The sequence below is a fragment of the Indolivaga macrotermitis genome, assembly GCF_900128985.1.
GTDB classification, from domain to species: Bacteria; Bacteroidota; Bacteroidia; order Bacteroidales; family Dysgonomonadaceae; genus Dysgonomonas_A; species Dysgonomonas_A macrotermitis.
Genome location: NZ_FQUC01000009.1, coordinates 100,555 through 124,654 on the forward strand (window position 1 = coordinate 100,555; position 24,100 = coordinate 124,654).

General features: G+C 36.1%; 22 protein-coding genes. 7 read left to right on the forward strand and 15 right to left on the reverse strand.

All coding sequences use genetic code 11. The features are described 5' to 3' along the window. Positions 1-52: 52 nt before the first annotated feature. From BUC12_RS12635 to BUC12_RS12690, 12 genes are all read right to left on the reverse strand, one after another. Entirely contained in the window at positions 53-745 is a 693-nt protein-coding gene (locus BUC12_RS12635) for an LrgB family protein (protein WP_062179898.1), read from the reverse strand. Further along, the gene (locus tag BUC12_RS12640; RefSeq protein ID WP_062180019.1) at positions 729-1,085 is read right to left on the reverse strand and encodes a CidA/LrgA family protein; all 357 of its coding nucleotides are present in this window, start codon (positions 1,083-1,085) and stop codon (positions 729-731) included. Before BUC12_RS12640 ends, BUC12_RS12635 begins: the two co-directional genes overlap by 17 nt. A gap of 249 nt (positions 1,086-1,334) precedes the next feature. Beyond that, positions 1,335-2,165, reverse strand: coding sequence for a UDP-2,3-diacylglucosamine diphosphatase (locus tag BUC12_RS12645; RefSeq protein WP_062179900.1), 831 nt, complete (start codon positions 2,163-2,165; stop codon positions 1,335-1,337). 8 nt (positions 2,166-2,173) lie between these two features. Beyond that, positions 2,174-2,491, reverse strand: coding sequence for a metal-sulfur cluster assembly factor (locus tag BUC12_RS12650; RefSeq protein ID WP_062179902.1), 318 nt, complete (start codon positions 2,489-2,491; stop codon positions 2,174-2,176). Positions 2,492-2,599: 108 nt separating this feature from the next. After that, positions 2,600-3,301, reverse strand: a complete 702-nt coding sequence (radC, locus tag BUC12_RS12655) for a RadC family protein (RefSeq protein ID WP_062179904.1) — start codon at positions 3,299-3,301, stop codon at positions 2,600-2,602. 84 nt (positions 3,302-3,385) lie between these two features. After that, on the reverse strand, positions 3,386-3,952 hold the full coding sequence (efp, locus tag BUC12_RS12660; RefSeq protein WP_062179907.1) for an elongation factor P: 567 nt from the start codon (positions 3,950-3,952) through the stop codon (positions 3,386-3,388). Positions 3,953-4,106: 154 nt separating this feature from the next. After that, a complete protein-coding gene (epsC, locus tag BUC12_RS12665) occupies positions 4,107-4,931 on the reverse strand; it encodes a serine O-acetyltransferase EpsC (RefSeq protein WP_062179910.1) in 825 nt (274 codons plus the stop codon). Between the two features lie 5 nt (positions 4,932-4,936). Further along, positions 4,937-5,875: an acyltransferase family protein gene (locus tag BUC12_RS12670; protein WP_062179913.1), complete on the reverse strand. Its 939-nt coding sequence runs from the start codon at positions 5,873-5,875 to the stop codon at positions 4,937-4,939. 9 nt (positions 5,876-5,884) lie between these two features. Beyond that, the gene (locus BUC12_RS12675; protein ID WP_062179917.1) at positions 5,885-6,064 is read right to left on the reverse strand and encodes a hypothetical protein; all 180 of its coding nucleotides are present in this window, start codon (positions 6,062-6,064) and stop codon (positions 5,885-5,887) included. A gap of 1 nt (position 6,065) precedes the next feature. Further along, on the reverse strand, positions 6,066-7,316 hold the full coding sequence (locus BUC12_RS12680) for a glutamate-5-semialdehyde dehydrogenase (protein ID WP_062179920.1): 1,251 nt from the start codon (positions 7,314-7,316) through the stop codon (positions 6,066-6,068). A 24-nt stretch (positions 7,317-7,340) separates the two neighbouring features. After that, entirely contained in the window at positions 7,341-8,435 is a 1,095-nt protein-coding gene (gene proB / locus BUC12_RS12685) for a glutamate 5-kinase (protein ID WP_062179923.1), read from the reverse strand. A 120-nt stretch (positions 8,436-8,555) separates the two neighbouring features. Next, the gene (locus BUC12_RS12690; RefSeq protein WP_062179926.1) at positions 8,556-10,193 is read right to left on the reverse strand and encodes a C69 family dipeptidase; all 1,638 of its coding nucleotides are present in this window, start codon (positions 10,191-10,193) and stop codon (positions 8,556-8,558) included. Positions 10,194-10,718: 525 nt separating this feature from the next. Between BUC12_RS12690 and BUC12_RS12695 the strand changes: the two genes are divergently transcribed. After that, the gene (locus tag BUC12_RS12695) at positions 10,719-11,522 is read left to right on the forward strand and encodes a hypothetical protein (RefSeq protein WP_062179929.1); all 804 of its coding nucleotides are present in this window, start codon (positions 10,719-10,721) and stop codon (positions 11,520-11,522) included. Here the strand turns inward: BUC12_RS12695 and BUC12_RS12700 are convergent. Together BUC12_RS12700 and BUC12_RS12705 are read right to left on the reverse strand one after the other, a co-directional pair. Then, the gene (locus BUC12_RS12700) at positions 11,519-13,735 is read right to left on the reverse strand and encodes a tetratricopeptide repeat protein (RefSeq protein ID WP_062179932.1); all 2,217 of its coding nucleotides are present in this window, start codon (positions 13,733-13,735) and stop codon (positions 11,519-11,521) included. The genes BUC12_RS12695 and BUC12_RS12700 overlap by 4 nt on opposite strands. 15 nt (positions 13,736-13,750) lie before the next feature. After that, positions 13,751-16,036: a cation:proton antiporter gene (locus BUC12_RS12705; protein WP_062179935.1), complete on the reverse strand. Its 2,286-nt coding sequence runs from the start codon at positions 16,034-16,036 to the stop codon at positions 13,751-13,753. A 154-nt stretch (positions 16,037-16,190) separates the two neighbouring features. Here BUC12_RS12705 and BUC12_RS12710 point away from each other — a divergent pair, with 154 nt between their 5' ends. The 5 genes from BUC12_RS12710 to BUC12_RS12730 all read left to right on the forward strand — a co-directional run bounded on the left by BUC12_RS12710 (position 16,191) and on the right by BUC12_RS12730 (position 22,811). Next, the gene (locus tag BUC12_RS12710) at positions 16,191-16,745 is read left to right on the forward strand and encodes a helix-turn-helix domain-containing protein (RefSeq protein ID WP_062179938.1); all 555 of its coding nucleotides are present in this window, start codon (positions 16,191-16,193) and stop codon (positions 16,743-16,745) included. A gap of 133 nt (positions 16,746-16,878) precedes the next feature. Beyond that, a complete protein-coding gene (locus tag BUC12_RS12715; protein ID WP_062179941.1) occupies positions 16,879-18,525 on the forward strand; it encodes an AMP-binding protein in 1,647 nt (548 codons plus the stop codon). A gap of 299 nt (positions 18,526-18,824) precedes the next feature. Continuing rightward, positions 18,825-20,360, forward strand: a complete 1,536-nt coding sequence (locus BUC12_RS12720) for a Do family serine endopeptidase (RefSeq protein ID WP_062179943.1) — start codon at positions 18,825-18,827, stop codon at positions 20,358-20,360. A gap of 194 nt (positions 20,361-20,554) precedes the next feature. After that, entirely contained in the window at positions 20,555-21,415 is an 861-nt protein-coding gene (locus BUC12_RS12725; RefSeq protein WP_026625108.1) for a sigma-70 family RNA polymerase sigma factor, read from the forward strand. Between the two features lie 136 nt (positions 21,416-21,551). Further along, positions 21,552-22,811 carry a cation:proton antiporter gene (locus tag BUC12_RS12730; RefSeq protein WP_062179946.1) on the forward strand — a complete coding sequence of 420 codons (1,260 nt, stop codon included), beginning with the start codon at positions 21,552-21,554 and terminating at the stop codon, positions 22,809-22,811. A gap of 6 nt (positions 22,812-22,817) precedes the next feature. Here the strand turns inward: BUC12_RS12730 and ybaK are convergent, their stop codons facing one another. Next, positions 22,818-23,297: a Cys-tRNA(Pro) deacylase gene (gene ybaK / locus BUC12_RS12735; protein ID WP_062179949.1), complete on the reverse strand. Its 480-nt coding sequence runs from the start codon at positions 23,295-23,297 to the stop codon at positions 22,818-22,820. Between the two features lie 304 nt (positions 23,298-23,601). On the opposite strand from ybaK, the gene BUC12_RS12740 reads away from it, so the two are divergent. Continuing rightward, positions 23,602-23,946, forward strand: coding sequence for an RNA recognition motif domain-containing protein (locus tag BUC12_RS12740; protein ID WP_062179952.1), 345 nt, complete (start codon positions 23,602-23,604; stop codon positions 23,944-23,946). Positions 23,947-24,100 lie beyond the last annotated feature (154 nt).

Below are 24,100 nucleotides of genomic sequence, written 5' to 3' on the forward strand. Positions count from 1 at the left end.
TCTCTCCTGTTTTTACGGGGTAGCGACATTCCTCCTTAATAAAAATGCTCTCTTATGATATTAGACTGTGTATGAAAGGAATGAGCAAGGCTGTCATCACTCCCATTAGTCCTATAGCCAGTCCACTGATTGCACCTTCTATTGTGCCCATTTCCATTGCTTTAACTGTACCAACACTGTGAGCTGACGCTCCCATTGCCAGACCTTTGGCGATACTACTCTTTATCCCAAGAATACGTAGGACATAGGGGCCTACAATTCCCCCGTATATACCACAAAACAAGACTATTACAGCAGTCAGAGAAGGCATGCCTCCACTTTGAGTCGATATATTGATGGCGATGGCCGTAGTTACAGATTTGGGCTCCAAAGTCATAACTAAAGCTTCGTCAGCACCAGTTAACTTAGCTAAACCTATAACGCTGATAATGCCTGTGACACTACCAACAAATACAGATGTAAGTATCGAAACCACATTTCCTTTCAGATATGACATCTGCTCATATAATATATAACCTAATGCAACAACAGATGGTCCCAATAAGAAGCTGACAAATTGTCCGCCCTGTTGGAATTTATCATAATCCATGTGGGTGAATTGCAGAAATAGGATAATTATTGCAATCGATATAATCAAAGGATGCAGTATTGCTATTTTAGTTTTCTTAAATATCCATTGACCAAACAGATAGCTTCCGAATATAAGAACCAGTATAAATTCTGGTGTTTCAATTAGAGCTTTCATCTTCCTTCTTTTTTTCCATTCTTTGTTGAACTAATCCCACTACAGCAATTACCAAAATAGTACTGATAGAGCAAGTAATGATAATTGATGCCCAGAATTTGCTGAGTACGCCAAAAGAAGTCATAAGACCGGCTCCTGAGGGTATAAAAAATATAGCCATATTTTTAGTAATGGCTTGAGCTGTAGAGTCTACATGATCTGGTTTGATTACTTTGAGATAAAGAGCCATAAACAATAACATCATTCCGATTATACTACCCGGAATGAATCCCTGAATGAGGTAACTTATGCATTCTCCAATAAAATAAAACAGGAGAATGATAAATATACCTTTTACCATTTTCATACACTTAATACCTAAAATTACTTATGCAAAGTTATATTTTTTTAAGCAGAAGAGATTCGATTTTGGATATTAATTCATCAAAATCAGAATGATTTATCCCCTATCGGTATATAGTAGTAGATTCGATGTTTTTTAGAGAAGAAAAAGAGAGATAATATTTTCTTTTATCTCTCTTTATATAAATGTGTTATCTCTTCTATTTTTATAGATTCCGATAGTTTTATGGTATTTGAATCTGATTTTTTAGCTTTCCTCTTCAAATACTTCTAAAGACATGGTTTTTCCGTCAAATACCGCATATGAGAAAAAGGTAATCCAGTCTCCAAGTATGATAATTCTTGAAGATGCGGATAACATGAGATCTAACATAATATGTCGATGTCCAAAAACAAAAAAGTTAATAGCTGGAGAAATCTCCAATTCTTTTTTTGCAAAAAGGACAAGATATTCCTTGTCTTCTCCGAGGTACTTTATTACGCCTCCTGTCGCCCTGCTATGGTTAGACCATTTATGGGCAATGGCTAAGGCCCAACGGGGATGCAGTGTTGCAAAAGCTTTTTGACAGAATTTGTTATGGAATAGGTAGCGTATTATCTTGAATGATTTAGACTCATCACCTAAACCATCTCCATGTGCAAGGAAAAATTTCTTGCCATAAAGATCCACAACCAAAGGTTCGGTATGTATTATCATACCACATTCTTTTTGTAAATAATCTGTGAGCCAAACATCGTGATTACCAATAAAGAAATGTATTTCTATTCCTGAGTCGGTGAGTTCTGCTATCTTACCCAATACACGGGTAAATCCTCTGGGTACTACATATTTGTATTCGAACCAAAAGTCGAATATATCTCCTAATAAATAAATAGTCTTGGCATCTGATTTAACAGAATCAAACCAACGACATAATTTCCTTTCCACATCGTGATTAAGAAAGCTATTATCTGAAGGTTTTTTACTATTGGGAAGAGTTAATAACCCTTTATCTTCTTCTCTTGTTTTGTTATTGGTATGTGAAGCAGAACCTAAATGAACATCTGAGAGGAAATATATTTTCTTTTTTTCGGACATAATATTACTTACAAAAATCCTAATTCGAGTTTAGCTTCTTCACTAAGCATGTCTTTATTCCATGTAGGGTCGAATGTAAGATTTACGATCACATTCTTTATATCTTTTATCGACTCAAGCTTTAGTCGTACATCTTCGAGAATAAAATCTGCTGCCGGGCAATTAGGTGCAGTTAATGTCATGGTAATTGTTACATTCTTCTCGTCATCAACATCTACATTATAAATGAGTCCGAGATCATATATATTAACCGGAATTTCAGGGTCATATACCGTCTTTAGCATACGTACTATTTCTTCTTCCAATTGCATTATATTATTATCCATTTGTCTGTTTTATTTAAAGTTTATAGTTTACAAATTTAAGGAATAAATGTCTTGGTTGTATCCGAATTATTATAAATCGGTTTTTTCATTGATTATAGAATTTATCTATTATAATCTGTCCTTATCCTTATAACTGTAAAATCCCTGATCGGAAATAATTACATGATCCATTAAATAAATATCCAGTAAAGAACAGGCTGCATTTAGTTTTGTTGTGATGGTATCGTCCTCCCGGCTCGGTGTAAGGTTGCCTGAGGGATGATTGTGTATTAATATGATATTGGTTGCCAGATTCTCAATTGAATTCTTCATTATCATACGTATATCTATTACTGTACCGTTTATACCACCTTTGCTTACTTGAATCTTTTTTAATATTTTATTCGAATTATTCATGAGTAAAACCCAGCCTTCTTCGTGCCTGAGGTCGGATAATATCGGGTTGAATAAATTAAATACGTCTAGACTGGAAGATATTTGTGTTTGTTTTTCATTCTCAGTAAGTTTTCTTCTTTTTCCTAATTCCAGAGCGGCGATGATAGTTATAGCTTTAGCTTCACCAATACCATTGAAATTCTGGATTAGATCATTGATAGTCAATTTACCGAGTGAATTCAAGTTGTTATTTACCGAATGTAAAATTCGCTGCGAAAGTTCTACAGCTGTTTCCAGTTTATTACCAGATCCTATCAAAATGGCTAGTAACTCAGCATCGGATAGCGCTTGTACACCTTTCAGCAAGAGTTTTTCGCGGGGACGGTCTTCTTCTGCCCAGTCTGTAATGCGTAGTTTTGGTTTTATATATTCCATGAGTGTTGTAGAGCTTTCTAAAATGAAAAAATCGTGTTCAGTACAAAGCTAAACACGATTTGGATGAATATCAAATAATATTCTTTATTCTTTTACTCTTTCAACGTAAGATCCGTCACGAGTATTAATTTTAATTTTCTCTCCTTCATTAATAAATAAAGGAACACGCACTTCTGCGCCAGTTTCTACTGTGGCGGGTTTTAATGTATTAGTTGCGGTATCTCCTTTTAACCCGGGCTCAGTGTAAGTCACTTCAAGGACAACATTCTGAGGAAGTTCGGCCGTTAAGATCGTTTCAGTTTCAGCATGTACCTGAACTTCAATAGTATCGCCTTCCTTTAAAAAAGCTACACCTTCTATCTGGTCTCCGGCTATAGATACTTGTTCGAATGTTTCGTTATTCATGAAATTGTATCCCATATCATCCTTATATAGGTATTGATATGGACGTCTTTCGATTCTAACTTCATCTAATTTGATTCCTGCGTTAAATGTTCTCTCAAGAATACGGCCTGTAGTAACGCTGCGCATTTTAGTTCTTACGAAAGCAGCACCTTTTCCGGGTTTTACATGAAGGAATTCTATGATTACATAATATTGACCTTCGATGTCAATACACATACCGTTTCTTATATCTGCAGTAGTTGCCATAAAATATATTTAGATTATTAAAATTCTTTGTTTTAAATTTTTACGATCAGTTAATAGCTAACAATCAAGACCGCAAAGATAGAAAAATATTATAAAGCTTTACAAAAATTATTCAACTCGAAAGATTTTTTATTCAACACAATTCTCGAGTTAATTAAATTGTGTAATTAAAAGAATCGGCATCCCCAAAGTCTTGGGCGGTTTTGATCCTTACTTCCGAGTTATTGAACACAACTGAATATGGTACAATACTTCTGGTAAGCCATGCATTTCCCCCTATGGTAGAATCATGTCCAACAACAGTAGATCCTCCTAAAATAGTAGCTCCGGCATAAATAACGACATTGTCTTCTATAGTAGGGTGGCGTTTAGTTCCTTTTAATTCTTTAGTTACAAACAGTGCACCGAGTGTAACTCCCTGATAAATCTTCACATTTTCACCGATTATACTAGTCTCACCTATAACGATACCGGTACCGTGATCTATAAAGAAATGGTTGCCAATATTTGCTCCGGGATGGATATCTATTCCGACCTTGGCATGTGCATGCTCCGAAAATAACCGGGGAATAATAGGTACTCCGGAATTAAATAGTATATGGGAAATACGATGTACCGAAAGAGCATAAAATCCAGGGTACGCCAATATTACTTCTTCAATGCTACGTGCTGCCGGATCGTTGTGTATATAACATTCGGCTTCTTTGCGTAGTCCCGTTTGCAGATCGGGAAGTCCCGAAATAAATGAATCTACAATGCTTTCGGCTTTTTCACGTCCCATTAAGTTAGTAATATTCTCGAGAAGAACAGAGTATACAAAATGGAGCGGACGTGTAGAGCAGGTATAATTACCGGTACATACCGGAAACAGCAATTGCTGGAAAATAGTATCTAAAGCTTCTTCCAATTCTTTTTTATTTATAGGAAGAGCATTTTCTTTAGAATTAAGTAAATCAGATATTTGAGAAAGAGTATTCATATCAATCAGAGAAATATTTTGATGGTTTTATTAACCTGAATAATCAGGTATGCGATGATGAACGTAGTAATAACAACATAAGGGAATGTTATTACATCTATATCAAAAAGAAGAGCAGTCCATCGGATAATGATGGGATGTATATAGAACACAGCCGATGATAATAACGGAATTACACCATTGCTTGTATCCTTACCCATCTTCCCATTTATAAGGAAATAAATAAATAAGGCAGGGCATATAAGGAAGAACGAGAAATATAGATTATTTACTCTCTGCTGCTCCATATATATGTATACTTCAGTAAATAGGATGATTGCGAAAAGTACAATTATATACGGCAGGATTTTTTTTATTCTTTGCAAGTCGAATTGTCTAAGAACGTATCCTATAGTGACCATCGGTATACCAAAAAATATGAAGTTGCGGTATTTTAATAACTCAAAGTTATCATATGGATTTTTATCCTGAATCCAGTATCCAATGCAGAATAGAGTGAAAGCTATTATTAATAATGCATATTTGTTTTTGATGATTTTATGTATAAAGAACAGCATAATTACTGCTCCGATTAATGCCGGAAAATACCAAAGATGATAATACCCTGTAGCAAAAATGATAAAAAATGACTTAATATCCAGATAAGGGTAATAACATGGCAGATAGAATATAGCCCAGACTATATATAACTTGATCAGTTTTGTTACATATTTAATAACCTTAGCTCTGTCGTCGAGATTTAAAAAAAAGCCATTTATGATAAAAAAAGCAGGCACGGCAATTCTTCCTAAACTATAAGTTGTTTCCCATCCTAGGATATATAAGAACTGATTCCATAAATCATTTCCTTCGGGTGGATATATAGAGACAAAGGGGTTATGAGCTATAATTACACAAATACTGAGTGCAATTTTAAAATAGTCTAATGTAATATTTCTTTCCATAACAAATTGTTACTCGTCTTCTCTAATATACTTGCTGTAGCGTTTACGGTCATATACCTTTTTACTCTTATGTATTTTAGAGGTACTGGTCCAACCTGTTGAGTTTTCCATTTGTATTTCTCTATCCGCTTTTTTTACAGCTTTTATATAATCTGTTATAGTAATTCTCTTTTTTGTTTTCTTTTTCATTTCAACTTCTTATCTGCCCATTCCCTTCGACAATCCATTTATAACTACACAATTCTTGTAGAGCCATGGGGCCTCTGGCGTGCATTTTTTGTGTACTGATACCAATTTCAGCACCTAGACCGAATTGAGCTCCATCTGTAAAAGCTGTAGATGCATTTACATATACACAGGCAGCATCAATTAATGCCTCGAATAATGTAATGGCATCCTGATCTTCCGAAATAATAGCTTCACTGTGTTTTGAACCGTATTTAGAAATGTGATTAATCGCATCCCTGATACTGTTTACTGTTTTAACAGACATTTTATAATCTAAAAACTCAGTACCAAAACTATCCTCGTCAGCCTCTTTCAGTAATTTATCCGGATAATTTCCCGATAATACACTGTATGCCTGCTTATCGGCATATATAATTACATTGCTATCAGCTAAATTCTCGCAAAGATATGGCAAATCGGATATACGGTCTTTATCAATAATAAGACAATCTAAACTATTACAAACACTAACACGTCTGGTTTTGGCATTATGTATAATTTTCCGGGCTATATCCCTGTCTCCATCTTTATGAAAATAGGTATGGCATACACCTGCTCCTGTCTCTATAATGGGTATACGCGAATTCTCCTGAACATAATTTATCAGAGAACTTCCTCCTCTCGGAATAATTAAGTCTACGTATTTCCGGGCATTCAGTAGCTCATCTATAACTTCACGTTCTTTAGGCAAAAGTATGCAAGCATTAGGATTTACACCATTTTCATCCAGAATATTACGGATAATCTCAATTATTGCCAGATTTGAAAAATAGGCATCCGATCCTCCTTTTAAGATACAAGCATTACCGGATTTAAAACATAACGAGAATACATCGAATGATACATTCGGACGAGCTTCAAATATTACGCCTACTACGCCAAACGGAACAGTTTTTTTTATAAGGTGTAATCCGTTATCGAGAGTACGATCGTCCAATATCCGCCCGACAGGATAGGGTAGTGCTGCAACTTTTCGAATATCTGAGATAATACCTTGCAGACGTTCTTCTGTTAACTGAAGCCTGTCGTATTTGGGGTTTTCTTTATCCATCCGCTGTAAATCTTTTTGATTTTCAGAAAGGATATGGAAAATTCTGTTCTCGGTTTCTTTGGCAATTGCTTCAAGGATATCATTTATCTGAGTTTCACTCAATAATAATAAATCCTTGCTGGCTATCTGTGCTGCTTCAAACAGCTTATCCGTGTCGTCCATAATTTTATGTACTATAATATATATTTATTTGTCTATGTATAAGTAATCGTAATGTATTACCGGTTTCGATTTATTTTGCCCGATAAGTTTAGATACAGCTTCGTTGTCAAAGGTTGTTCGTCCAACTCCTATCTGAGTCCCTGATTCATCTATGATTTTTACAATATCGTCAGCTTCAAATGTACCGACTACTTTGGTTATCCCAACAGGAAGAAGGCTTACAGCCTTATTACTGATGAGAGCCTCTTTAGCTCCATCATTAATATGTATTTCTCCTTTGGCAAAACTTTCGGAGTGGGCGATCCATTTTTTTACGGTTGAAGTACTTTTTGCTGATGGAATAAAGCGTGTACAGACAGTCTCCGGTTTATTGAATAGATCGGGTAATATGTTATCTTTCTTGCCGTTTGCAATAATAACCTCAATTCCTTCTTCTGCTATTTTCCGGGCAATATTATATTTGGTTTGCATACCACCTCGTCCCGAACTCGATTTTGAGGTTTGTATAAATTCTTCAATATTGTCTTTTTTCGTGTTTATCTCGGTTATGACTTTTGATTGGTTATCCGAGGGGTTTCCATTATATATCCCATCTATATTGCTAAGTATAATTAGTTTACGGCAATTCATCATAGTGGCTACCAACCCTGACAACTCATCATTGTCAGTAAACATCAATTCATTGACCGAAATAGTATCATTTTCATTCACGATCGGGATAATTCCGTTTTCTATCATGACAGACATACAATTCCGCTGATTCAAATAGTGGCGTCGTGTACCAAAATCTTCTTTCGTAGCTAATATTTGTCCACATATGATATTATAATGTCCGAACAAAGTGTAATATTGGTTGATTAACCGTACCTGACCTATTGCCGAGTATAATTGGCGTGCCGATACCAAGTCCAGTTTATTTTTTGGTTTCATGATAGATTTTCCTGAAGCTACAGCTCCAGACGAAACCAGTATAATTTCATGTCCGGCTCGTCGAAGCTCCACTATCTGGTCTACTAAGGCCGACATTCGGGTTATATCCAACGAGCCGTCTTTACGCCCTAAAACATTACTTCCGATTTTAATAACAATACGGCATTTTTCGTTTGCCTTTGCTTTCATATCTATCTTTTCTTCTACTATTATAGTCAATATCACAAAAATAATAAAAATGGGCTATAAAAAACAAAAGCCACAAGAATAATCTGTGGCTTTATATTATCTACAGGATGAAAGTTACTCTTATTTGTAATGAGTTTTATATCTATCACCGGTTTCTTTAGCCACTCTGTCGTAATATGATTGCGGGTATCCTACACGTTCGGGAGAAGAAGGGCTACCGTATTCGTTCCGAATGAATTGTCCGTCTTTTTCTTTGCGAACCACTCCATCCATGTATTTGATTGTTAGAAATTCACCCAATTGTTTCCATCTATCGAAGGCATATTGCGCCTGGCTAGTACTGTATGCAGTTAAGAAGGCACGTGCTTCAACTTCAGATTTATTATACAACTCTTTAGCTCTGGATTCAATTTCCGGCTGTTGAGCTAAAAACTGGCTTTCCAGTACTTTCTGTACTTTTTGTACCTCGGGGTACATATAATTGTATTTGTTATATACCATATTAGATACCCAGTTGTGGATCCAGAATCCGGAAGTCCAAGAAAATGTATACAGGTCTCCGTTTCCGACTCTGTAACATTCGGGTGTTTCCGTAATAGAGCAGTACATTGGAGTAAATACAGTCTGGGCAGCATCATCTACACCAAACCAAAGAATTCCACCTATTGCATTGGGTAACCACGAACGCATTTGAGACACAAAAACAAATCCTGTCTGTTGGGTCGCAATAGGGCGTTCGTTACAATACTGTACCGAGTCCGATTTCCATTCAAGAGGAGCCCATCTGTAGGGAGATTCAAAAGGGCCGGCTCCTATATCGTAACGTCCATCCAGAGGCGTACCTTCATAATGGTCGCGCATCATATCCTGCACATCAGCTAAACTAAGTTTTCTATCCGGTTTGATATATAGTGGCATAGGCTCTTGAGTTTTACCTTGAGCGTAAGTCACAAATTTAGCCATGTCTTTATTATATCGATTGAAAAAGCTCCAGACACGGGCTTCACAAAAGCGTTGTCCTCCAAAGTCAAGAGGGTTATAAGCTTTAGCAAAACTGAAATCTGCATCTTTTCCGGAGAAATAGCCTTTTTCTTTAGCAAAAGATATTACGTCTTTCGAGTAAATGCAGTTTTGAGAATCATTTAAAGGAAATTGCTGTATTCTGGCCTGATTAGCATGTGCTGATATACAATCGTCCGGAATGCGCACTGCTACCCATACAGTACCTTTATTTCCTTTGCCTTTCCCGATCATTTCCAAAATCCAGATTTCATTAGGATCTGCGATGGAAAAAGACTCACCACTACTTGCATACCCGTATTCGGCAACAAGGTCGGTCATAATTTTTACAGCCTCGCGAGCATTTTTAGCCCGCTGCAAGGTTATATATATCAGGCTTCCGTAATCGATTATGCCATCCGGATCAACTAATTCTTCCCGTCCACCGAATGTGGTTTCACCTATGCTTAACTGATGTTCGTTTGTATTTCCGACTACGTTATATGTTTGTGCCGCTTGTTTTATTTCGCCTAAGTATTTACCGGTATCCCATTCATATACTTTAAGTATCTCGCCGGCATTATAATTTTTTGCAGGCCAGTGATATAATTCGCCATATAAAGCATATGAGTCGGCCGAATAAGAGATTAGCGTCGAGCCATCAGTGGATGCAGCTTTTCCAACAAGCAGGTTTGTGCAAGCAAACCCATTAGAGAAAGATGTAGCCGCCAGAAAAAGCAGAAATAAAACTTTCTTCATTATAATTATTCTTTTTTTTATTAAATTTATCTTTGTAAAGATACGTATTTTAGTTGAACTCTTTGTTTGATGATTATATCCGGAGTCAATTTATTACAGAGAAAGTATCTGTAAAAGCTTTATTGTAGTAATAAAATGTAAGATAGGTATTTCTGACGCATTTCTTAAAATATCGAAATTTTTTCTAATAAATTACTAACAATATATGTTGTAAAATATGTTTTTTTATTTGGCAAGTAATTCAGAAATCTGTTTCTTTGTATCGATAACCTAAAACAATCTTTTTACCTTAAACACTAATACCTAAATTAACTCATAAAAGGAGGTTTTGTGAAAAATCTCCTTTTATTCTTTTTATAACCATCCTTTCATTCTTTTCCACATCTTTTATATACATATAAAATTTTTCATACATTTGTTGGTGAATTTTTGTTAAAACAAATATAGGCTTTGTATTGTTTACATATAACAAATATTTATATATTTAACAGGTTTGATTATTGTAACTTCACATTTTGATATTGTATGAAACGATTATGTTTATTCTCCATTTTAGTATTCTTTCATATTTTATATTCTTTTGTTTTTGCTAACCCTGCTAATTCTATTAACGAAGAGGGGGCTTTCTATTCGGTATATGGTTTATCGCCCAGGACTACAGCTGTTGTAGTCAATTTCGGTGAAGGTGATGCCGATTTGACAGAATTAGATCATATATTTGAAGAGATAGATGCATTGGATTCTATTAGGTACGGTTATTTCGACTATTATTATGAAAATGCTAAATTATATAAGACCTTACAATATTATGATACTACCGGTGTCTATCGTTTAATGAGCAATAAAAGAGTGACGGATGCTATAAGACCTCAGGTTGCAAAAGAATTTTATATATATGGGACAAAAGGGCATGAGTTGAAAAAGGTTCATGATGTGGTTTTTGCACTGGATGAATGCCGTACTAATCTATTTGCTTTTACTTTAGATGGGTTTGACAAAAGAAAGAACGGAGAACCTCTATTCGCAACAACACAAAAGCTGGATCTGAAATATGGAAACGATTATCAGGATATCGAATTAAAAGTAAACGAATACTACGCTAGTATTGAAGCAGATTATGCAGATAGTATATCGACTGTAGTTTATGCTAATATAGGAAATATATATTTTACATATACAGATGATTTCAAATGGAATCAGGCCTTTACATCATATGATGATACCCAATGTTTTTTTCCGGGACGAGCTATTTTTCGTTTGGAAAATGACGGAACCCTGACTGCTATTTGGGGAGATGGGCTCGACTTATTTGGAATTCCTTGTGATTAATCCAACTTATATCTAATCTCGTCAAATAATAAAGGAAAGAAAGAATTCTCTATTCCGGCAGAAATCAATTCAGTTTTATCTTCTTCAAACAATTTAATAAACTGGTCAAAGTCAGAAATTTTTACGGCGGCATTCAGATAATAATCTAATGCAGCTTTTTTGTTATTAAGGCATAACTGTACATGACCTGCATTTAGATAATCATGAGCATTAGGTTTATCAGCCAATATTCGTTCATAATATTTTTCTGCAACATCTAGTTTTCGAAGTAAAAAAGCAGTCCAGGCAATAGGTCTCCATGCTTTATTTGTTTTAGTTTCGAGTACTTCTATTTTGAAATAACAGTTAAGAGCTTGCTCATATTGACCTAATTCCAGATAACAATGTCCGATATTTAATTCGAGATTGAGATTATTTGGGTTTAGTTGTGCTGCTCTTTGGTAATATTCCAATGAATGTTGTGGATCTTTCAGTGAGCGGTATGTCTGAGCTATTCTTTTTATAATCCAACTGTTATCAGGAGAAAACGTTTCTGCTTGCAAATAGGCATCTAAAGCACCTTGCAGATTGTTTTGTATCTGTTTACAGTACCCTATTTTTTGCCATATATCCGAATTTGTTATATTCTCTTTGATCAGCTTCTCATAGATGGCAAGAGCATCGGCAAAGAAATTTTTATCGAAGCAAAAATTCGCTATCTGCAACATATTCTCTTTGTCTGCAATAAGAGGTGCTATTGATTCTTTGTCATAAAAATTTAATCTCAGAGTGAAAATATCTAAGAAGTTATTTTTATACGGATACAGTTTGAAGAACCTGTATAGGTCTTGTATGTATTGATTAGATATAACTTCTTCGGAAATAGTCGGGTGCAAGGCTTCTGCTTCCTTTTGAAGTTCTTTTAATTGTTCTGACTCCTGACTGAATCGTTGAGCCATTATTTCCCTCTGAGCAGAGGGTATTTGCAATAGGCTCAGAGCAAACGAATATTTATCGGAATTACACATGTGACCCGAGTTAAGTACTGCAGTCTGTAAGAATCCGTTTAATCCGTCTTTTCCTGAAAATATAGATTGCAGTTCAGAATAACTTGTGTCAAAAGCCAGAAACCAATTACTCATTTCTCTGAAGAATGTAAAATTCTTAAGGTTTGCAAAGGTAGAGTGGAACACGTCTGCGCCTTCCATTTGCAGGCTCGAGTATTCCTGTAGCTTATTGGCTAATCCTGAATTCTCCAGTTCCTTTTTCCAATCGGGATTTTTATCGGCGAAGTCTGTTTCGCCCATTAAATCCTCCATGTTTAGTTTTTTTCCGGCAAGAGAGTTGAATTTCATCATTTCAGGAATGATCTCTTCGGTTAATTTCCGGCTTATTTCTTCAGTTTCTCTTGATCTGATTAATTGTTTTACAACACTAAGGACTGATTTCCTAAAACCTTCATCTTCCGATAGAGCATCCAGTCTGAATTGGCATTCGGGGTACAGAGGCCAGCGTACATCATACATTTGCAGTACTATAATAAGACCTACTATAGCTCTCTGTCTTATCGCCATATGATGACTCTTACATGCATCTATAAGAACTATTGTTTTCCGGAAATCAAATCTATGGAATAAACTCAAAGTCAAAGCAGATATGAAAAGAGCCCTTTCCCTGATAGGGATATCGTCGTTTGAAATGAAATCAAGATATTCTTGCTGATCAGATTCTGCCGATCTTGGAGATGTAAATACATAATTAAACAAATCGGAACCAATCCGTTCACGCCTGATAGCCAGATCTCTTTTCTGAGTAGCAGTAGAATCATCATAGTTCAGCAGATCGAGAACAGATAGCGAGGTTGAAATCTCTTTCAGTTGTCTGGTAAAATCATTAAAAATAGTCGCGGGTCGTGCAGCCTGAATACGCAACCTCTCATAGAAAATATTAGATGAGTCAATAGCCAGTAATTCGTCAGAAGAATCATCGGTTATTTCATAAAGAGACCGTAATATATTGCTATATATAGTTCCTTTTTGGCTGTCTTCCAACCCTTCGAACTGATAATGCAACATATATTTATAATTGGTTTCCAGTTCCGACAATTTCTCGGAGATATGCCAGTCTTGAGCATTGACTACCAGCTTGTGCAGAAGTTCAATTGCATTTTTCAACTGCCGTTTTGACAGGTATTCCAATATTTCTTTCTTTTGGCTAAGTATATTATTGCTCATTTTATTTCAATGCTTTTATTCATTTAATAATAAAACGGACGGCATGGACTTGACCCAATCAGGATGATTTTCTTTCAAGTTACGCCAGCTTTTGAGGCTTATCATAACAAGGTTGTGTTTATTGAAAATATCCCTATCTACCGGAATGTTATTATTCCAAAGCTGGAATAAGTAAGGGTTTACGGCTCTAATTTCTCTTACGCTTTTGACGAAATCGATAGAACTGTCCATCAGCCCGATCGCATCCCATAAGGTAATTCTGGCATATGAGTGGCGAGCCATTCGCCCCATAAACTTCCCGATAAAGATATCATCTTGGTCAAGTACAGGTACTATCACGTTCTTAATCTCTGTAAGACCTCTATCAAGAAATATGCCAACCGGAGCATTACTGTGTGTTAAGATAGAACGTGTACCTTCATCCAGAGAGATACTGTTAGTTTTAGCAGCCTTTTTGGTTTTGGTCATCCATGAGTAAATACGGGTAGGGATATGTAGTATTTTGTTTGAGACTCCAAGCATATAACCCAGAATATTTCCTTTGCCCCCATAGATGGAGTTATGCGCGTTAATAAGCAAAAAATCGTAACTTCCTTCATTTGCCATCTTTGCTATTTTGCGTGTCGGATTGGATGCTACCTCGAAAATAGTGGTTATTGGCTGGTTAAGTGCTTTTGATGCAAATATAACAGGTTCGAAAACATCATGTTCTTCATCTTCCATATCGTGCTGATACAAACCATTTCCGGGGGAAATATGTACCATATCTATTTCGGAATATTGCTGATCTTTTTTCACAAAAGAGTTCGCGATAAGTAAAAGCTTACGGCCAACAATAGATTCTTCGAATGATACAAGTATTTTATATGGTTTCCGTTGTTTAACTTCGGATGCTAAAGGTTTATTCTTAAATATTTTTTCTATGAGATCTAAGATGGGACTTGTTAAGAATGTTGTAACAAGAGCCATAACGACCATCATTGCAAATATTTCGGGTGTAAGTATTCCCAGATCGTAGCCAATATTGAGCACAACTAGTTCCATCAGTCCTCTTGTGTTCATTAGTGCACCTATTGTCATGCTCGATTTCCAGTCAAAACCTATAAAGCGTGAGACCAATGTTCCTCCGATAAGCTTCCCGAATGTCGCAATAAAAATAATACATCCGCACAGAGCCCATAGTTCAGGTGTATTGAGTAAACCTATTTTGGTATTTAATCCTGTATAAACGAAGAATAACGGCAGCAATATAACTAAGGATATGTCTTCGATCTTATCTACAAATAATCTTCTGAAGTTGATATTAGGAGGCATAATTACACCGGCAAGAAAAGCGCCGAACAGAGGATGTATACCTATTATACTTGTCATATATGCCGAGACGAACAATGTCAGAAAAAATATGCCGATGATGGATTTACTGATAATGTTTTTTGACGTTTGTAAGTCAGCAACCCGCTGCAAGAAGGGCCTTACTAATTTAAACATCACTATTACATATGCTACAGCAAATAGAATAACATACAGAGAACTGACAAATGTTCCTGCTTTAGCTATAGCGATAACTGCAGCCAGCAGACACCAAGCTGTTATATCGTCAACGGCAGCACAGGTTATAACCATAGCTCCGAGGGGAGTTTTATTTAATCCTCTCTCATGTACAATCCGGGCAAGTACAGGAAATGCCGTAATACTCATGGCTATACCCATGAACAGCGCAAAAGGTAAGAACCGGACATCCGCAAACGTAAAGTAAGGATATATGAAATAAGCAAATGTAGTACCTAGAACAAAGAGGAGAGCAATACAGGAATGGCTTATCAGTACTGCGTCATTTGCCCTGTTTCTAAGTACTTTGAGGTCTAATTCCATGCCAACAATAAACATAAATAACACAAGTCCTATCTCACTTAATAGTTTGATATTACCAATAGACGATTCGGGAAATATTGTTGCTGATATTTCAGGGAAAAATGCTCCTAATAAAGAGGGGCCAAGTACAATACCTGCTATAATTTCACCGATAACAGTCGGCTGTCCTATACGTTGGCATATCCATCCGAAAAAGCGGACAAAAAACAGGATAACAATTATCTGTAAAATGAGAAGTGCAGTAGAGCCGGTTGCCTCTGTAATAACTGATGTCAGAAAATCACTCCATGCCGAACCATTGTTGATTAATTCTTCGATTTGCCTGCCGGACTCGAGGTTGTCTTTTCCAAAAGTGATAATTGTGTATAATAATATTGCTGTTAAGCTTAAGATGGATGTATAAAAAATGATGTTTTTATATTTTTTCATGTTTATCACACATGCCTTGGTTTTCTGATACAAAGATACGTATTTTCAAAATATCAGAACAGAATTTTATTTGTTAAGATAATTTCGGGTGGGGAACGAAAAGTTTTTTGTTAACTTTGAGTGTTCCGATTACTAATTAATATTTAGATATGTAATGAATGAAGAATTAAAACAGATAGGCTTGCGTCTGAAAGGTTTACGGGATGCTATGGAACTTTCGAAAGAAGAATTTGCTGCTTCATGTGATATTCCTTTAGCCGATTATATAGAATATGAAGCCGGAAAAAAAGATTTTTCGATTAGCTTATTAAAAAGAATAGCGACACAATACAATGTGGATATAACTACTCTGATGTTTGACGAGGAACCCCGTATGAATAGTTATGCGCTAACTCGTAAAGAAAAAGGGTTGGAGATAAAACGTGTCGAAGATTATCAGTATCAAGCATTAGCTAGTGGTTTTGCTAACCGTAAAGCCGATATTTTTGTTGTGACTGTTCAGCCAAAGAGCGATGATACACCCATACATTTAAGTTCTCATTCGGGTCAGGAATTCAATTTGGTAGTTAAAGGACGTTTGCTTATACATATTAATGGGAAGGATTTGATTTTAGAAAAGGGAGATAGCTTATATTTTGATCCGAGTTTACCACATGGAATGAAAGCTTTAGATGGTAAACCTGTCAAATTCTTGGCTGTAATTATTTAATATTCGATTTATAAGTGGTATATAAGTAACGGTAATACTTAATACTACATCTCAGAGCTTAAAACAACTCTTATTGTTACAGATATAAAAGCAATAAAAAGGTCTGCGACCTTATCTTAAACAAAGAATAAAGATGTTAGAAAGATTTTTAGACAAGACAATATTTACATCAACCGAAGATTTTAAAGAGAATTTTCATATAAACATTCCCGAAAATTTTAATTTTGCCTACGATGTTGTCGACGAATGGGCAAAAACTCATCCGGACAAGATAGCTCTTTGCTGGGCAAATGATGAAGGAGAGCATATCAATTTTTCATTTAAAGATATTAAGGAAAAGAGCGACCGGGCGGCATCCTATTTCCAGTCATTAGGATTAGGTAAGGGAGATATGGTAATGCTTATCTTGAAAAGACGTTACGAATTTTGGTTTGCTGTTATCGGTCTGCATAAGATTGGTGCTATAGCAATTCCGGCAACTCATTTGTTGACAAAAAAAGACATCATATACCGCAACAATGCCGCAGGCATAAAAGCTATAATTGCCACGGATGATGAATTTATTCATCAACACGTGGAGGATGCTTTACCCGAATCTCCAAGTATAAAACACATGATTGCTTGTGGTAAAATGGTTCCCGCAGGATGGAAAGATTTTCGTAAGGGATTACAAGAGGTACAGCCATTCGTGCGTCCGGAACATGTTAATAATAATGACGATATATCGTTATTGTATTTTACTTCGGGTACTACCGGCGAACCTAAGATGGTAATTCATAATTTCACTTATCCCTTAGGTCATATTGTTACCGCTAAATATTGGCATAATCTGAATGAGAATAGTGTTCACCTGACAGTATCTGATACTGGTTGGGCAAAAGCAGTATGGGGTAAATTGTATGGGCAATGGATAGTTGGAGCAACGGTTGTTGCATTTGATCACGAGAAATTCACACCGGTTATGGTGCTCGATCTGATACAGAAATATAAGATAACGTCTTTTTGTGCGCCTCCAACCGTATATCGGTTTATGATTCGCGAAGATTTGTCCAAATACGACCTGTCGTCATTAGAGTATTGTACAACGGCAGGCGAGGCATTAAATCCATCAGTATTTGAAACTTTTCACAAAGTGACAGGTATTAAAATGATGGAAGCTTTTGGGCAAACAGAGACAACACCTACGGTAATAACATTTCCATGGCTCGAACCTAAACCCGGATCCATGGGAGTTCCTAACCCGGCATACGATATTGATTTACTTACAACGGAAGGCCGGCCGGCCGAAGACGGTGAGTCCGGGGAAGTCGTAATTCGTACAGATAAAGGTAAACCAACAGGTTTATTTATGGGATATTACCGTGATGAGGCGTTGACAAGTGAAGTTTATCATGACAATATTTACCATACCGGTGATGTTGCATGGCGCGATGAGGATGGCTATTATTGGTTTATCGGCCGTATGGATGATGTGATAAAGAGCTCGGGATACCGTATCGGGCCATTTGAAGTCGAAAGTGCTCTGATGACACATCCCGCAGTCGTAGAATGTGCTATAACAGGTGTACCTGACGAAATTAGAGGGCAAATAATTAAGGCTACAATTGTTTTAGCCACGGATTATAAGAATAAAGCGGGCGAAATATTAATAAAGGAGATTCAGGATCATGTAAAAACGGTAACAGCTCCATATAAATATCCCCGGATTATTGAATTTGTGGAAGAATTACCCAAGACTATTAGTGGTAAAATAAAGCGTGCTGAAATTAGAAAACAATAAAGCAACTCTTTTGTAATGAAGGAGTCGAAATGTACCCTTTGCTTTATCCGAAGCAAAGGGTATTCTTTTTATTCTGCCAAATTGTCACCTTTTTTGTTAAGACTGTTTTACTATTCATACCTCCGTTGTTAAACCCTGTTAAGCCAAATTGTTACAGGTTAAAAGTGTTAAAAAATAAAGATTATCGTGATCAGGTGAACGAATTTTGTATATAAATTTGGAAAAAAGATTTAACAGGGTCTTAGACCGTAGAAAATAACTAAAACTAAAAATAATTAAACAATAAAACAGATTTAAGTATGAAGAAGCTTTGGAAGAATGCATCTACCTATATTGTAGCGGCATTAATAAGTGTCGGTGCTTCATATGGGACATTCAGTTATCTGAATGGTAGGTCAAATTACAGCACATCGGATGTGTTTAGTTATGCAAAAGAGTTTAACCAGGAGAACGTTCATTTGGCATCATTGACAAGCGAAGGCTATCCGGATTTTACTAAAGCAGCAGAAAGTACTGTACATGCAGTAGTTCACATCAAATCGACGGTTAAACCTACGGCACAAGAATCTAGAAGAGGTCGTCAGCAAATGATAGATCCTTTTGAGTACTTCTTTGGATTTGGAGACAGAGGAGGGCAGGACTTCGGTTATGGTACTCCTAAACCAAGCGTAGGTTTCGGATCAGGGGTTATTATATCTAATGATGGTTATATAATTACTAATAACCATGTTATTGATAAGGCTACTGAAATCGAGATTACCATGAATGATAATTCTAAATATACAGCCAAATTAGTGGGAGCTGATCCGACTACAGATATTGCGTTGTTAAAAATAGAAGGAAAAGAGTTTCCTTATATACCATTCGGTAATTCTGATAACCTGAAAGTAGGAGAATGGGTGTTGGCAGTAGGTAATCCATTTAATCTGACATCAACAGTAACAGCCGGTATCGTTAGTGCTAAAGGACGTGGTAATATCGGTCAGGGACAAGGTGGTGATATGACTATACAGTCTTTCATTCAAACGGATGCGGCAATCAATCCCGGAAATAGTGGAGGAGCATTGGTGAACACTGATGGACAGCTAGTCGGAATAAATACAGCCATCTATTCACAAACAGGAAACTTTGCCGGATATGGATTTGCCGTACCGATATCTATCGCTGGTAAAGTCGTGGCTGACATTAAGGAATATGGCACAGTACAAAGGGCTGTATTAGGAGTAATGATTAGTGACGTGGCGGTAGCTGAAGAAGCTAGCCCCGAAAAGGCTAAAAACCTTAAAGTAAAGGAAGGTGCTTTTGTTGGAGGTTTTGCAGAGCGTAGCCCGGCAAAAGAAGCTGGAGTTACCGAAGGGGATGTGATCACTGCTGTTAATAATACAAAAGTACGCAATGTCGGTGAGCTTCAAGAGCAAGTAAACAGGTATCGTCCGGGCGATAAAGTAGACTTGACTATTGACAGATATGGAAGTCAAAAGAAGATCACTGTTGAACTGAAAAATAGTTCAGGTAATACATCTGTAGTGAAGAAAACAGATGGTCTGGCTATAATCGGAGCAGCATTTAAGGAATTAACACCCGAACAGAAAAAGCAATACGGTGTAAGCTACGGAGTACAAGTTGCCGGAGTTGACAATGGTGGACGCTTTAAGAAAGAAGGTATTGAAAAGGGATTTATTATAATGAAAATAAATAATCAGTCAGTATCTTCCTCGGAAGAAGCTGAAAGCATTATACAATCTGTAGGTAAATCGCAGGATAAAGGTTTGTTCATTTCCGGATTTTATCCTAATGGAAGAACCCGTTATTATGCTATAGATCTCGGAGAATAAATAGATTAAGGATATTTAACAGTGTGTAACGTTTAATTCCCTGATCAAAATAGGGAATTAAACGTTATTATATTTACGAGAATGCGAAATGTACCGGAATATGTTTTTAGCGAAGATAATAGTTTAAATGATAAATATTTGTTACCTTTGCACACCCGTTTGAAAAAATTAATATCTATACAATTAATAAATAAATGAGACAGTTAAAGATTACAAAATCGATTACCAATCGAGAAAGTGCATCTTTGGATAAGTATCTTCAAGAGATTGGTAGGGAGGATCTTATCACTGTAGAAGAAGAGGTTGAATTAGCTCAGGCTATTAAGCGAGGCGATAGGGCCGCGTTAGAAAAACTAACCCGTGCAAACTTACGTTTTGTTGTGTCAGTAGCTAAACAATATCAGAATCAAGGATTAAGTTTGCCCGACCTTATCAATGAAGGTAACTTGGGACTAATCAAGGCTGCTGAGAAATTTGACGAAACCAGAGGTTTCAAATTCATCAGTTACGCAGTATGGTGGATACGTCAATCCATATTGCAGGCTTTGGCCGAACAGTCTCGTATAGTGAGGCTTCCATTAAATCAGGTAGGTTCTCTGAATAAAATAAGTAAGGCTTTTTCTAAATTCGAACAAGAGAATGAAAGAAAACCTTCAGCGGAAGAATTATCCGAACAATTAGATATACCTGTAGATAAGATTGCTGATTCGTTAAAAGTATCGGGTCGCCATATCTCAATGGATGCTCCCTTTGTAGAAGGTGAAGATAATAGCTTATTGGATGTATTGGTAAATGACGATGCTCCTATAGCAGACAGATCATTGATAAATGAATCGCTGCAACAGGAAATTGAAAGGGCATTGTCTACCTTGACAGAAAGAGAAAGCGATATTATTAAAATGTTTTTTGGCATAGGATGTCAAGAGATGACACTGGAAGAAATTGGTGATAAATTTCAATTAACACGTGAACGTGTAAGACAGATTAAAGAAAAAGCAATCAAGAGATTGCGTCAAAATTCCAGAAGTAAATTATTAAAGGGATATTTGGGTTAATCACTCATGATATGTACTTAAGTATATAGTAGGCTATCTAATTTTTTAGATAGCCTATTTTTTTTCTTATTTGAAAGAAAAGTGATTTTTATATATTTGTGCAACAAAAGAATTTGGATTTTAGTAAAACAACACAATGGAATTATACTACTCGTTTTCTATATTGATTGTAATCGCAACAATATTTTATTATTTGAATTTACGTTTTCTTAAACTACCCGCAACGATAGGTATTATGGTTATAGCCATGATATTATCTATTGGTTTAGTGTTTATAGGGAATCTTGTAACGAAGGGGCCTCTCCAAAATTTTTCAGTATTGATAGGCAGTATTAACTTTTCGCAAATGCTGATGAGCTGTATGCTGAACTTTCTTCTATTTGCTGGTGCCATCCATATTAACATGAGTGATTTGAAAGAACAGAAAGTTCCGGTGATGGTTTTTTCAACACTAAGTGTTGTTATTTCGACATTCGTAGTGGGGTTTACCTTATATTTTCTACTAAATGTGCTGCTTCCGGCTAATCTGAATTTACAAATATCATTGATATACTGTTTACTGTTCGGAGCTTTGATTTCACCTACCGATCCTATTGCTGTATTAAGTATATTGAAACAGGCTAAAGTCTCGAAATCATTGGAAACAAAAGTAGCCGGAGAATCATTATTCAATGATGGTGTCGCTGTAGTAGTGTTTGCTGTAATTCTTAATGTAGCACAAGGGCAGGCCATAGATTTGTCTTTTTCCCATATATCATGGTTGTTCATTAAAGAAGCACTGGGCGGATTTGTTGTTGGTGTTATTTTGGGGTATATTGCTGCTTGGGCTATGAAAACGGGCAACGATTATAAATTATCTGTATTAATAACGCTATCGGTTGTAATGGGAGGTGCTCTTGTCGCACATTCGATGCATATATCCGGACCATTGACTATGGTAGCTGCCGGATTGATTATAGGAGAGTCGAAACGTCAAAGATATGAAAATGAAGAGAATGATCAGGTCAACCATGTAGGAGCTTTCTGGGGGTTATTAGATGAGGTTTTAAACGCAATACTCTTCCTGTTTATTGGATTCGAATTACTCTTAATCCCTAACTTGCATGAATATTGGTTAATAGGTAGTATTTGTATTTTAGTCGTGTTATTTTCCCGTTACATTTCGATAAAGATACCTACACTGGTTATTCCTTTTAAAGAAAAATTTTCGAGCGGAACAATAAAGATATTAGTTTGGGGTGGGCTTCGAGGCGGTGTGTCTATTGCTTTGGCGTTATCGATACCTGAAGGGGGGATGAAGCCTATATTGATTGCTGCAACTTATTTTGTTGTCGTGTTTTCTATTATTGTACAAGGATTAACTATAGGTAAATTAGCGAATAGAATTAAGATATAAGTAATCTTATTCCGATAATAGATATTGAACTTTAGCTCCGGCGATTTTTACTAGATCTGCCGGAGCTATTTTTACTTGTAGGCCTCTTTGTCCTGCACTAATGTATATAAAGTCAAAATTATTACAGGTATCATGTATGTAGGTTGGGAATTTTTTCTTCATACCTATAGGGGAACATGCTCCGCGTATATATCCGGTAATGCCTAACAAATCTTTCATCGGAATCATATGGCAACTTTTATTATCAGATACCTTAGCCGCAATTTTTAGATCCAACTCTTCGGCTCCAGGGATGATGCATACGAAATATCCCGATTTATCGCCTTGTAAAACTAAGGTTTTGAATATTTGTTCAATAGGTTCATCTAATACTTCGGCAACATGTACAGCACTAAGATCAGACTCGTCCACTTCATACGGAATGAGAGAGTAGTTTATTTTAGATTGATCTAATAATCTCGCAGCATTAGTCTTATGTATTTTCATTTATATTTATATAATTCAATAATAATTACAAAGTTAATCGGCATGTTTAGCAGAGAACATGAAATTGATGTTAATAAAAGCATCGAAGTTCCAATTTTTAGTTAAAAAATATCCAAGTGGATACTAATTTGTTTGATAAATATAAATTGTATTTTTTTATTCTCTATATTTGCTGTGCATAGAGATATTATTACAGACAGTATTTAAATATTTTTCAAGTAGGCCTTGGTAAGTTATTTCATTTCTCTCTGAAATTTGATTCTTTGCAAAACACAGTATTATTTATTTTTTTAATTACATTTTTATGAACATTTTTATTGCAGGGTTAAGCTATAGTATCACAGATGCTGACCTAAATGATTTATTCGGAGAGTATGGCGAAATTACTTCTGCTAAGGTTATCATGGACAGAGACACTAACCGTTCAAAAGGTTACGGATTTGTTGAAATGAACGACGAGGCTGCTGGCCAAAAAGCTATCGACGAATTAAACGGTGCAGAATACGATGGAAGAACTATCTCTGTATCAGTTGCACGTCCAAGAGCTGAAGGCGGTGGCGGTGGCCAACGTAGAAGCGGTGGTAACGGCGGCGGTTTCAACAGAAGCAGAGGCGGTAACGGTGGTGGTTACAACCGTGACAGATATTGATATTTAGATTTTTTATATATACGATATCAGAAGGGATAGTATTAACTATCCCTTTTCTGTTGTAAAGCACGTTTTTTTGTTAACTTTGCAAGCGAAAATACAACAAGATTAATGCTTCGTATAAAACGCTTATATTTATATATTTTACAATCTT